11 protein-coding genes are annotated in these 12,255 nt (G+C 56.9%); 5 read left to right on the top strand and 6 right to left on the bottom strand.

The features are described 5' to 3' along the window. Window positions 1-2: 2 nt before the first annotated feature. The 6 genes from rfbD to K5E80_RS11070 form a co-directional block, all read right to left on the bottom strand. Window positions 3-911: a dTDP-4-dehydrorhamnose reductase gene (gene rfbD / locus K5E80_RS11095; protein ID WP_220636212.1), complete on the bottom strand. Its 909-nt coding sequence runs from the start codon at window positions 909-911 to the stop codon at window positions 3-5. Window positions 912-965: 54 nt separating this feature from the next. Next, window positions 966-1,319, bottom strand: a complete 354-nt coding sequence (locus tag K5E80_RS11090; protein ID WP_220636211.1) for a four helix bundle protein — start codon at window positions 1,317-1,319, stop codon at window positions 966-968. Window positions 1,320-1,343: 24 nt separating this feature from the next. After that, entirely contained in the window at window positions 1,344-2,408 is a 1,065-nt protein-coding gene (gene rfbB, locus K5E80_RS11085) for a dTDP-glucose 4,6-dehydratase (RefSeq protein WP_220636210.1), read from the bottom strand. A 164-nt stretch (window positions 2,409-2,572) separates the two neighbouring features. Beyond that, the gene (locus K5E80_RS11080) at window positions 2,573-2,890 is read right to left on the bottom strand and encodes a GNVR domain-containing protein (protein WP_220636209.1); all 318 of its coding nucleotides are present in this window, start codon (window positions 2,888-2,890) and stop codon (window positions 2,573-2,575) included. Window positions 2,891-2,893: 3 nt separating this feature from the next. Beyond that, complete coding sequence (locus K5E80_RS11075) at window positions 2,894-3,775, bottom strand: Wzz/FepE/Etk N-terminal domain-containing protein (RefSeq protein WP_220636208.1); 882 nt, start codon at window positions 3,773-3,775, stop codon at window positions 2,894-2,896. 3 nt (window positions 3,776-3,778) lie between these two features. Then, the gene (locus tag K5E80_RS11070) at window positions 3,779-5,926 is read right to left on the bottom strand and encodes an SLBB domain-containing protein (RefSeq protein WP_220636207.1); all 2,148 of its coding nucleotides are present in this window, start codon (window positions 5,924-5,926) and stop codon (window positions 3,779-3,781) included. A gap of 602 nt (window positions 5,927-6,528) precedes the next feature. Here K5E80_RS11070 and K5E80_RS11065 point away from each other — a divergent pair. The 5 genes from K5E80_RS11065 (at window position 6,529) to K5E80_RS11045 (ending at window position 12,221) form a co-directional block, all read left to right on the top strand. After that, window positions 6,529-6,792 (top strand): hypothetical protein, encoded by a 264-nt coding sequence (locus tag K5E80_RS11065; RefSeq protein ID WP_220636206.1) that lies wholly within the window; start codon window positions 6,529-6,531, stop codon window positions 6,790-6,792. A gap of 118 nt (window positions 6,793-6,910) precedes the next feature. Beyond that, a complete protein-coding gene (locus K5E80_RS11060) occupies window positions 6,911-7,552 on the top strand; it encodes a YjbF family lipoprotein (protein WP_220636205.1) in 642 nt (213 codons plus the stop codon). A gap of 16 nt (window positions 7,553-7,568) precedes the next feature. Continuing rightward, window positions 7,569-11,096 (top strand): YjbH domain-containing protein, encoded by a 3,528-nt coding sequence (locus tag K5E80_RS11055; protein WP_220636204.1) that lies wholly within the window; start codon window positions 7,569-7,571, stop codon window positions 11,094-11,096. Window positions 11,097-11,132: 36 nt separating this feature from the next. Then, window positions 11,133-11,765, top strand: coding sequence for a methyltransferase family protein (locus tag K5E80_RS11050; RefSeq protein WP_220636203.1), 633 nt, complete (start codon window positions 11,133-11,135; stop codon window positions 11,763-11,765). Between the two features lie 3 nt (window positions 11,766-11,768). Then, the gene (locus K5E80_RS11045; RefSeq protein WP_220636202.1) at window positions 11,769-12,221 is read left to right on the top strand and encodes a hypothetical protein; all 453 of its coding nucleotides are present in this window, start codon (window positions 11,769-11,771) and stop codon (window positions 12,219-12,221) included. Window positions 12,222-12,255: the final 34 nt, after the last annotated feature.

The raw sequence follows: 12,255 nt of genomic DNA, 5'->3' as shown, positions 1-12,255 counted from the left end.
ATTCAATTTGCTTCCAAGTATTCTTTTAACATTCTATCAACACCCTGTCGCCAATCCGGCAGTACTATCCCGAAAATATTTCGAATCCTGGAAGTGTCGAGCCTGGAATTCAACGGCCTTGGTGCCGGTAACGGATATGCAGATGTTGGGATCGGCAGAACGGCATCTAGTGCTACTCGTATATTGCTCGCACCGCCTTTTTCGTTCATGCGCGCATATTCGATCACGTGCCGCGCATAGCCATGCCAGCTCGTCTCCCCGCTTGCGGTCAGATGGTAAAGACCGGCGAGATCCGGGCTGTTTCGTACTGTGCGCAGAGCCAGCGCTGTAATGTCGGCCAGCAATTCGGCCCCGGTAGGGGCTCCAATCTGGTCGTCAATCACGGTGAGCCGGTCGCGCTCCCGCGCCAGGCGCAAGATGGTCTTGGCGAAGTTGCTGCCATGCGCCGCATAGACCCAACTTGTTCGAAATATCAGGTGCCTTTCGCACTTGGCAACTTCTATTTCTCCCTCCAGCTTGGTGCGTCCATAAACGCTCAGAGGACTTGGTTTATCCGTTTCGCGCCACGGTGCAGAACCACTGCCGTCAAACACATAGTCGGTGGAGTAATGCACCAGCCAGGCGCCGAGCTTTTGAGCTTCCACCGCTAGCACGCCGGGCGCCAGTGCATTGAGGATATGCGCGAGTTCAGGTTCCGATTCAGCCTTATCCACGGCGGTATGCGCCGCCGCATTCACGATTACATCGGGGGCCACCTGGCGAACCGTGGCGGCAAGCCCCGCCAGGTCTGCAAAGTTGCCGCACAGCCCAACACTATCGAAATCCAGTGCAATGATTTCGCCGAGCGGCGTCAGGCTGCGTTGCAGCTCCCAGCCTACCTGCCCGCCTTTGCCGAAGAGGAGAATTTTCATGATATGAAAGGTTCAAGGTTCAAGGTTCAAGGGGCAAGGTTCAAGGGGCAAGGATCAGGAGGTTCTGGAGCGGACTGATTTGATCAAGCCATGGAGCATTTTGGAAATTTCTTCTGCTTGGATAAGCCAGCATTTACCTGTCTCGTGCTCGATATAGCCGATGTCCATGCCGATATATATTTGCGTCCTGAGTTCTCCTGCAGAGCCTTTGGCATAGTTCAAGAAATTGGCAATTTCTTTATCTGTTGCCCGTTCATAGCCTTCTGCAATATTAGAAGGTATGGAAAGCCCTGCGCGGGTAATCTGGTCGCGAAATCCAAAATCCTTTAATTCGGCCATGCTTTTGTATAGATCGGCGCTAAGTCTTGCCGCTTTTTTCCAGACATCAAGTTCTTCAAACCGGGGCATGATTCAAGGGGCAAGGGACAAGATTCAGGGTTTGCCGTAATGCTTGACGACCCAATCGCGGTACTCGCCGCTTTGCACATTGGCCACCCAAGACTGGTTATCGAGATACCACAGGACGGTTTTGCGGATGCCGGATTCGAAGGTTTCCAACGGTTTCCAGTCCAGCTCGCGTTCGATCTTGCCGGCGTCAATGGCGTAGCGCTTGTCGTGGCCGGGGCGATCGGCAACGGAAATTTTCTGTTCGCGATAGCTGCGGCCATCGTGCCGTGGTTTTAATTCGTCGAGCAGGGTGCACAGGGTATCTACCACCTGCAGATTGGTCATTTCATTGTGGCCGCCGATATTGTAGGTTTCGCCGGGCAGGCCACGCTCGAACACAAGGCGCAAGGCACGGGCGTGATCATCGACGTAGAGCCAGTCGCGCACATTGTCGCCCTTGCCATAAATCGGCAACGGTTTTTCAGATAAGGCGTTGAGGATCATCAGCGGAATCAGCTTTTCAGGGAACTGGCAGGGACCGTAGTTGTTGGAGCAGTTGGTGGTGACTACCGGCAGCCCATAGGTATGGTGCCAGGCGCGAACCAGATGATCGGAAGCTGCCTTGGAGGCTGAATACGGGGAATTCGGCTGGTACGGCGTGGTCTCAGTGAAGAAGCCCGTATTGCCCAGGGATCCATACACCTCGTCGGTTGAAACATGGTGGAAACGGAAAGTGGATTTTGCGGCATGCTCCAGGCTGCTCCAGTAACCGCGAACCGCTTCCAGCAGCGTGTAGGTTCCCGAGATATTGGTCGCAATGAAATCGCCGGGGCCATGAATCGAGCGATCCACGTGAGACTCGGCGGCCAGATGGATGACGCCTGCCGGCTGGTAATGATCAAAGAGTGTATCCAGTGCAACCCGGTCGCAAATATCGGTTCGCGAAAACTGATAGCGTGGATTGTCCATCACCGAAGTGAGCGACTCAAGGTTGCCGGCATAGGTCAGCTTGTCAATATTGACAACATGCCAATCGGTTTCCGCCATCAACAGGCGAATCAGGGCTGACCCGATGAAGCCGGCGCCGCCAGTGACGAAAATGGTTTTCACGTTTTCAGGTACAAGATGTAAGACTCAAGGGGCAAGGAAAGACGGGCTTTTTTCCACGTCCAACCATTAATGCCAGATTGCAGTGGATGATGGTTTTGTCATTGGTATATGCGAAACGGCCGCTGCGGCGCACCTATCGACAATGAGGGTTTGATCAGGGCTGCTTATCCCTTGCGCCAGGACCAATAGCGTCTGAATGTCGCCAGCCGCTCTGCGCTTTCAGGGTTCTGGTGTACCTTTTCCAGGCCTTCCTTGACGAATGCCCACAATACCGCCGCGAACCCTGCCGCCAGGGCGGAGAGCAACACTATCAGACTGCGTTTGGGCTTGGATTTGCGATCTGGCACTACGGCTTTGTCGACGACCTGAATCAGCAATGGGGCCTTGGCTTCGTCGATTTTGGCCATCGCGAATTGCTGGGCCATGAGTTCGAAAACCGTTTCGTAGTATTTCACGTCGCGCAGCAGGCCGAGATTCTTCATGCCTTACGTGTTTTGCGGCCTGTCGGTGGATGCGGTGTCGGCAGTGCCTTCCATGCGGGCAAGTTCGCTCTTCAGGGCGGCTACCTCCTGCTGCGCCGCGAGCAATTGCGGATTCTGCTCGGTGGCAAAGCTGCGCATGGCACCGATTTCCACTTCCTTGACGGCTACTTGGGCGCGCAGGCGCGCCGTCGTTTCAACCAGGGCGCGCGCTTGTGTGTCTACTTTGACCAGCCCCCCCTCGCTTATTGCCGCGCGCGCCGCGGTTTCGGCCTTGGCGAGATTGACGCGCGCCTGTTCCAGTTGCTGTTCGAAGAACAGACGGCGCTGCGACGCTTCGGTTAACGCCAGGGTCTTGGTCAGATTGAATAATTCATCCACATAGGCATTGGCGACCTCGGCCGCCCGCTTCGGATCCTTGTCGTCGAACTCGATGGTGATGATGCCGTCCTTACCGGCGGTAATCGTGGTTTTGTCATCGAGTTTCTCGCGGGTCTTGCTCTGATAATCCTGTTCGTAGACGGCATTGAGTTCAAACCGCTTGATCAGGTTGTCCGCGACGGTCCGGCTGTTCAGCATGCCCACATAAAGATCCGCCGGGTTCTTGAGGCCCGACGCGACCCCCGCCAAACTCGCCAACCCGCCCAGCTGGGCCAGCATGGCCGATGCCGCGGACTGGTCCTGCTGGGGCGGCAGGATCTTCGTTGTTGCCGTATAGACATTGGGTAATGCCAGCGCTATCGCCGCGACCAGAACTGCCACGGCCAGTGGAAAGCCCAGCACTAGTTTCTTGCGCTTGGCCAGCATGATGCCCAGATCAAGCAGGGAAATCTCATCTTCATCTTCCACGCGACCGTGGATTGTCTGGGTATTTTCAGTCGTTCCCATCTTTTATTTATTCAAGGTGTGTACGGCAGCTGCCGCCAAGCCAAAATTGGCAAAGATCTGGGAAATATCTTTCGTACCGCGCACAAAGGCGTTCCAGGTGGTTTCCACATCGACTTTTTCAGGCACAACGATAATGTCGCCGGGAAGTGCTTGCTGTCCTTTGACACTGCTCAACCAGCGGCCGAAATTGGAAAGCACCATGCCGCTGGCGCGCATGACGAACGCGCCATCCTCGTCGGCTGTCGCGCTAACTCCCGATTGTTCGAGATAGTCCGAGATTGTCTTGCCGGGTTGCCAGAGCATTGCGCTTTCGGTATTGACCGCGCCAAAGGCATGTACAAAATCCGGACGGTTCGGTACGAAAAGCCGATCACCGTTTTCGAGGCGAAAGTCGGGAAGTTGAGCAAAACCTTTGTCCTGGGGAGATACATTGAGCGCAATTCTACCGGTCGCCTTGAGTTCGCGCAGTTTTTGCAGAAAGCGATTACGTGACGTGGCTTCCAAAGCCACCTGAGCCTGCGCTTGCTGGGCCGCCGCCGTATCAGTTACGCCAAGATTGGAAAGGTTTTTTTGTGATGCCTGCAGCATCTGCTGTTCGAGACGACTCACGAATTTGTCAAGATTTTGCTGTTGTTGTGTGCGCACCGACTCACGGTAAAACTCCGTCCCAAAGAGAAAGGCATCACCCGTCAAACCGCCGGCTTTCTGCAATACGCCAATCAGGCTGTCGCCGGATGTGACCTGATATACGCCCGGTTTCTGAACCTCGCCTTCGACCCGAACGAAGACGCGGCGCTTGGTAATCGGCACACGCACATCATTGATCGAAAATACGGTCACCGTGTCGCCGGCCTGGAGCGGCACATCGTCGCTACCGCCGGGACTCGCGAGGGCCTTGCCGAGATCGAAGGATATGAGTTTGACACTCAAGTCGCTGCGATTGAGACGTTCCACCACGGCATAATCCCAATTGATCTCATCGTAGAGATTGCCAATATCCCGCGTCAAATTCTTTGGCTCGCGAGCCTCGCGATTCTGCTTCAACAGAGAAGCGCGGGATCCCGGCACTTCCTTATTAGATATCGAATCGGCTGCTGTCATGTCATCATGATTTTGCCGCTGCAACGAAGCACGGGATACCAGCTCTTCCCTGTTTGGAATCAAGCTGGTTACTGTCATGCCATCATGATAAGGAACCCGCAGCGTGTCATAAAATGTGCCCCTTAGCGTGACGGCGTTGGAAAATTCGGGCCGCATGGGAAGGACTGTTAGCAGGTCACCGGACTTTAGCGACTTCTTCAAGCCCTCTTTATCCAGAGCAAATTCCTCCACGCTACGCGGCCGGCTGTTGCCCGGCTCGATACGTTCCAGCAAAGCACGGCGCGGGTCTGCGACCACGGGTAGCCCCCCCGCCAATTCCAACACGCTTTGCACGTCGGCGGACTGATCTCTCACCTCATATATCGCGGGCTTTTCAACCGCCCCGGCCAGCGCCACATAGCCGGCTGCGGCGGGGATGACAATCACATCCCCATCGATCAGTTTGACATCGTTGGATTTATCCCCCTTGGCGAGAAAGGCGTAAAAATCCAGTTCGGCGATTTGTTTTCCGGCGCGCAAAACCTGCACATGACGCAATGAACCGATCTGGTTGGGCCCGCCGGTATCGCTGAGTGCCGTTACCAGCGTGGAAAGGCTGGATACCGTATAGGTCCCCGGCCGTTTTGCCTGCCCCACCACATAAATGGTGATAGTGCGCAATTGGCCTAGCGTTACGTTCAGATTGAAGCCGTGAAAGTATTTGCTGATTGCGTTGTGAACCACTTCTTCGGCATCGGCCGCGCGGACACCGGCCACAGAGACGGTGCCGACTTTGGGAATACTGATGAGACCGTTGCGGTCTACAACTGCCCGCAGGTCGATATCAATCGAGCCCCAACCCCGGATCAGCAGTTCATCGCCGGGCCCGAGTGGATAGTCATTGGGGACAGGTGCGCCCTGTGCGGGACGGGCCGAATCTGCACCTTCAAAAAAATCCGCACCATAAATGGGCAACAGTTTGCCGGTAGCTTCCAGCATGAATTTCTGGAAATCGTTGGGCTCATTGCGTGGGATTATTCGCGGCAACTGCCGCGCCGGAACGGGTTCCATTCCCGGCTGTGCGTTCGGTTGGGCGGGATTACTGACGCCGCCGCTGCCGCCGATACGGGGATTCTGATATGCAGCCGGAGCGGCCCAGTCGCCTGGCACGGCAGACCGATCCTGAGAGTCGGCAGACATGTCCGCCGCATAGGGCGCCTGTGACTCCCGGGTCGACAAGCTCTGGGCACCCACTCCCATAGCACCCAGCAACAATACGCACACTACCGATTGAATAACCGCGGTTTTTAACGAAATCAATCTGATTTCCTCAGTTTGTCAGAAAAATGCCACATACTGTACGCCCGAATGCCCAGGTTTTTATCGAATACCAGCGGATAACAGTGGCCTATCCTGCAATACAATGCTCCGCTCGTAATGAAAAAGCTCCGCATGGCCAACCCAATTCAACATCTCGGCGAGCGAAGCAGAGTGTAACCCATGTAAGCCTTACACCAATGATGTGACAAAAATCGCTTGCACATGCCATAAAATTTTACTAGTATTCAACGCTGAGTAAAATCTCGATGGATTCGTATTCCGGATTTTTATATAGTGCGGGGCTTTACCTCTTGCCTTGCTGAGCTATCAGTCACTTTTCTGGAGATTACCAAATGAGTAAGAAGATGCGTTTGATTTCGCTGCTGGCCGCCACAATAATGGCTGCAGGGCAAGTTGTTGCTGCTGAAGAAACTCCCGCAGCTGGAGCCGGTGCTGAGGGTGGAGCAGGTGCCGCAGTTGCAACTGATTCAGCCGTTGGATCCGTCAGCACGGCAACCATTGTCGCTGTCGCCGTTGGTGTCGCTGCCGTGGCCGCAGCAGCATCCAACAGCGACAACAACAACCACCCCGCCACCACGACCACGACCACGCAATAACGATCTCGTTGTACCATCAAAGCCCCAAGGAGTTCCTTGGGGTTTTTTTTGGCTGTTTATTTCGACACCTTTGCGCTTATACCCTCATCTCCCGTTCCTCTCCGTGCGCAGCCTGTATTTGATTGTCATCCCCCTGCTGCTCGCCGCCTGTACCTCGGGAACATCGGCCATCGTTCGCACCCTCGAACTGGCTTCCAACAGCGGGGTTCAGGAAACGGCCGCACCCACCACGCCCGGAATTTCCTATATCCGCGTCTTGAGTGAGGGGCATACCGCCTATCTCGCCCTGGGCTATGTCGAGCCGGAGCCGGAAGGCAATACAGAAATATGGTACAGCGCCAAGGGTGAGGTGCTGAGGCTGCGCAATGGCCGCATCGTCGGCACCACAGGCCTGGCTACGGATTGGCGGGAAGTCAGGTTGCCCAAGCTGCCGCCGTGGTCCCACATCGGAAACTCTCCCCTGCAATACCAGCGCTCACGCGACGAGATGCCGGATTATCGTTTCGATATTGCAGAAACTGTGTCCGTCCGTGCGGTAATGCCGCCCAAGACCAGCCAGTTAAAAGACCGCGATCCCGCAGGACTCCGCTGGTTTGAGGAAACCGTCACAGCAGGGCCGCAGATATCAAAGGAACTCCCGCCCTCGTTATATGCGGTCGAGCTTGCCAAAGACAAAGAGCTAGTGGTCTATGGCGAAACCTGCCTGACTGCAACCCTTTGTCTGGCATGGCAACGCCTGCCCAAAGGAAGTACCAATTGATCAGGCGGCAATCCTGATGACTCACGCGAAACGGAAAGTCATTGCCGCGCTGATCGGCTCACTGTTTGCTGCTGCCGCCATGGCGGGGGAAACCGGGATCCGCAGTGGCGAACGCCTAAGCGACTGGATATTGCGGCAACGTGATGCCGGCAACAATTATCTGCCGGGATTGAGCTGGAGAACGCCGGAACAGAAACTCCCGCAAGCGCGGATGCAGCAGCAACTGCTCGATACCCTGATCGCAGCACCCGATTTCCCCGTCTCTGCCGACATTCGCCGCAGGATGGCGGCATGGATCGGGACCTTGCCGGTAACCGGACGAGTCCCGCTTGCCATGACGGATCCAAGGTGGCTGCAGGCGCATCCCGAAGCTGACCCGGTACTGCAAGCGGGGCAATCGGTACAGTTGCCGCGGCGTGACAACACGATAACGGTGGTGAATGGCAGTCTGCAGCGCTGTACCCTGCCGCATAGGGCCGGGGCCGAAGCCACGACGTATCTGCTGACTTGTTTCTCCAAGGGCGCCTTGGCGATTGACCGGGTCTGGCTGATACAACCTGATGGTCATGTCCTGAACCTGGCCGTCGCCGCATGGAACCGCGAGGCGCAAAGCGAACCCGCGCCCGGTGCGCTGATCTGGGCACCAGAACGAGACACGGAATGGCCGGCATGGTTCTCCACCCGGCTCGCGCAATTCCTGGCCTCGCAGAAACCGGGGTTTGCAGAGCAGGCAGCAATATTGGCGACTGTTGCTCCCGCCGCTCCGCCGCCCGGTCCCGATGCACTTGCAACGTGCGCGCGCAACCGCGTCGTCAGCGCCAACGACTGGGGCCTTATCGGGCTGCTGCAAACGCCGACCGCCCGCATGGCCGTTACCGGAGACATGCGCTTCGGGTATAGCCATGTCTACCCCTATACCCGCGGCAATATTCTGTTCCAGCCGCTTGACTGGCTGGAAGCCGGATTCCGCTATACGGCGATCAGCAACCAATCGTATGGGCCCGGTATCAGCCAGAGCTACAAGGACAAAAGCATTGACGTGAAATTCCGCCTGGCGAAGGAAACAGCGTCGACGCCGGAACTGGCGTTGGGCTTTATCGATATTGGTGGCACAGGCCTGTTTTCGAGCGAATATCTGGTGGCGAACAAGCGCTGGAATGATTTCGACGCGAGCCTGGGACTGGCCTGGGGATACATGAGTAGTCGAGGAAATATTCGCAATCCATTTTCAATATTTAGTAAGGGATTCCGAACCCGGAAAGGCAATCAAGGAAGCTCAATCGGCCAGACCACCGGCAACTTCAATACGAATTCTTATTTTACCGGGCCTACCAGCCTGTTCGGCGGTGTTCAGTACCACACGCCCTGGAACCAGGCCCTCACCCTGAAACTCGAACTTGACGGCAACGATTACAAGCACGAGCCCTTCGGCTACGCCCCCGGCGCCAAATCGTCGTTCAATGCCGGGCTCAATTATCGACTGTCGGACTCCGTCGATCTGTCGGCCGCACTGGAGCGTGGCAATCGACTGATGTTCGGATTTACATTCCACGGCGGCCTCGACAAGATCACCGTGCCCAAGCTGCTCGATCCCCCCCCGGTGCCGGTGCGCCAGCAAATGCCGGTGAAGGCCCCGGACTGGAGCAAGACCGTGGCCGACATCGAGGATCACACGCTGTGGACGATTGGCGACATCTCGCTGCATGGCAGGGAATTGTGTCTGACGATCAGCAAAAGCAGCGGGGTCTATTGGGCCGACCGCATCGAGCGTGCCGTGCGCATATTGCATCGGGATGCACCGGCCAATATCGAGCGCTTCGTGTTCCGACACGTTGAGCGTGGTGCTTCGATCACCGAACAGGTGGTCTTGAGAGAACAATGGCTCGTGCAACATACACGCTTCCTGTTGCCCTCCGAGCGCACCGACATTGTCACGGCACGCCGGCCGAATACCAGTCTGGTAAGGGAGACGCCCGTTTGGCATGGCGAGCCGGACTGGTTCGATATCGGTCTGACGCCGACCTTCTCTCAAACGATCGGTGGGCCGGATGGCTTCTTTCTGGTCCAGGCCGGTCTTGGCGCCCGCTCGGAACTGAAGTTCAACGAGAGTACCTGGACGTCCGGGTTCCTGAATCTCCGGTTGATAGACAATTACAGCAATTTCAAAACCGACGGTCCCAGCGACCTGCCCCGCGTGCGCACCGATCTGCGCAAATATCTGGTGACCTCGCGCGTCACCCTGCCGAACCTGCAAGTCAATCATGTCGGCACACTGTCGGACACTCAGTACTACAGCGTCTATGGCGGTTATCTCGAACCCATGTTTGCCGGTGTCGGGGGCGAGTGGCTGTACCGGCCCTGGCACAGCCCGTTTGCATTCGGAGTCGATGTCAATCATGTCAAGAAGCGCCAGTTCAACCAGGGCCTGGGGCTGCTCGACTACAGCGCCAATACGGGCCATGTGACCTTGTACTGGGAAACCGGATGGCATTCGATCGAAGCCAGCCTGAAACTGGGACAGTATCTCGCCGGCGACAAGGGCGCCACGATCGATGTCCATCGCACGTTCGATAACGGCACCGTGATGGGGGCACTGATGACCAAGACCAATGTGTCATCCACCAAATTCGGCGAGGGCAGTTTCGACAAGGGAATCTACCTGTCGATTCCCTTCGATGCGATCCTGCCCCGCTCCAGCGGGCAGATGGCCAACTTCTCCTGGCACCCGCTCACCCGCGATGGCGGCGCCATCCTGGAGCGGGCATTCAGCCTGTTCGACTTCACGCGCGGCCGCAACCGGCGCATGCTGTCGTATCGCGAACCAGATAATGGCCAATGGAACGGCGAAGATGCGCCGATGCCCGACCCCGATCATTCGATGTTCAAGGATGTCGGCAGTTCCGGCAAGCGACTTGTCCGCCAGATCGGAGCGACACCGTTGGAGACGCTGCTCATGGGTGGCGGTATCGTATTGGCATCGTCCCTGCTGGACCAGCCGGTAAGCAAATGGGCCGCGAAACACCAGGGCGGCAAGTGGGACCGCATGGGCCGTACCGCCACTGCCATTCCTATCGGATTGGCCATCGGCACCGGTTTGCTCTGGACCGGCCTCGGTGACGAAGCGGCATCCAACACCGCCTGGACTGCAATAAAAGCCGCGGGGCTGACCTACGCCACCGGCGAGTTGACCCGCTTCGCGGTAGGCCGGGCCAGGCCGGAAGCCGGCCAAGGTACTCATCATTTCTCCAGTTTCAGCCACAAGGGATTCACCTCCAGCTTCCCCTCCCAGCACATGGGTGTGGCCTTTGCGCTGGCAACGCCGTTTGCGGAGCGCTATGGCGCGAACTGGCTCTATGCCGTAGCGGGAGCAACGGCCTTCGGCCGCGTCCAGCAGCGGCAGCACTTTGTTTCGGACACGGTCGCAGGCAGCCTCATCGGTTATGGCATTGGCAACCTGATGCTCGACCAGGAGCGCGGCAGAAACAGGCCAAGAATCTCCATTGGTCCGGACCGCTCGCTCCGTGCCTATTGGGAATTCGATTGAATGTTATGGAATCGCGCATCGATCCATGACGCGGTAATGCGGCTGCCGATCGTCTGCTTCACGGCCTTTTGGCTGCTCCGGGAATTCAGGGGGCTGCAAAACCTGGTCGGAGCACATCCCTATTTCGAATGGAACCCGCGCTTTCAGCTTGGCGTGATCGCCCGTGTCACCCTGTTGCTGCTCTTGCTGTGCTTCGCCCTTCTGCATCTTGCACGGCGCCAGCCGATACAGAAACTGCCTGGATGGCGGCCCCGGATTGATGCCCTGCTGGGACTCACCACCGCCTATTTCGCATTGCTGCTGCCCCGCCCTCCCGCTGCGCCAATTTGGGACGGGCTTTCGATTCTGTTCATGCTGGGTGGAAACCTGTTTTGTATCTTCGCGGCACTTGATCTCGGGCGCTCGCTGAGCATCATGCCGGAAGCGCGCCGTCTGGTGACGCGCGGAATTTATTCTGCAATCCGGCATCCGCTCTATCTTGGCGAGACGATTGCGTTTTTTGGTGTATTCCTCCAGATCCGCTCATGGCCGGCATTCGCGATCATGGCCGTGCAGCTTTTTTTTCAGATCCGCCGCATGATCTGGGAAGAAACGGTCCTGGGCAAAGCGTTTGCCGAATACGGCGAATATCGGAAGCGCTCCTGGCGTCTGATTCCTGGATTTTATTGACCCATGTTGCGCACATTCGCTGTTGTCTTTGGTGTGCTTGCCTTGATAGTCGCATTGTCTGCTGCAGCCATTGAATACCTGCCAGCCACCTTGTATTTTCCGATCGTTCGACTCCATAGCGGCGGCGAACTCGATGTCACGTTCCTTGGCGCAGGCTTCGCCAATAGCGAAGCCTGCGCGACAAAGTCCGATGAACTGGCTAAGCCCCTAAAGGCAAGCCGCGCAGGAATCATTACCGCGGCCTGCGCCAGAGGACTCGACGACGAATCCCGGAAACTCTTGTCCAGGGCTGCGCTGGATGTGCCAACGGTCAGAATGCAGAATGGCGTTGTGATTGTTTTTCAGTCACGAGAGCCGCGATTATCGTTGGCTGCCTGCTTGCAGAGCGAGGCGGCAAGCCGTTCCTTTGGCGTTGAGAGGCGATTGAAATGCATTCCGGCGGGTAATCCACGCTAAATTATTTTAGCGCCAGTGATTTCGTTTAATACTC

This window comes from Georgfuchsia toluolica (assembly GCF_907163265.1).
Lineage (GTDB): Bacteria > Pseudomonadota > Gammaproteobacteria > Burkholderiales > Rhodocyclaceae > Georgfuchsia > Georgfuchsia toluolica.
This window is presented reverse-complemented; position numbering and strand designations above follow the sequence as displayed.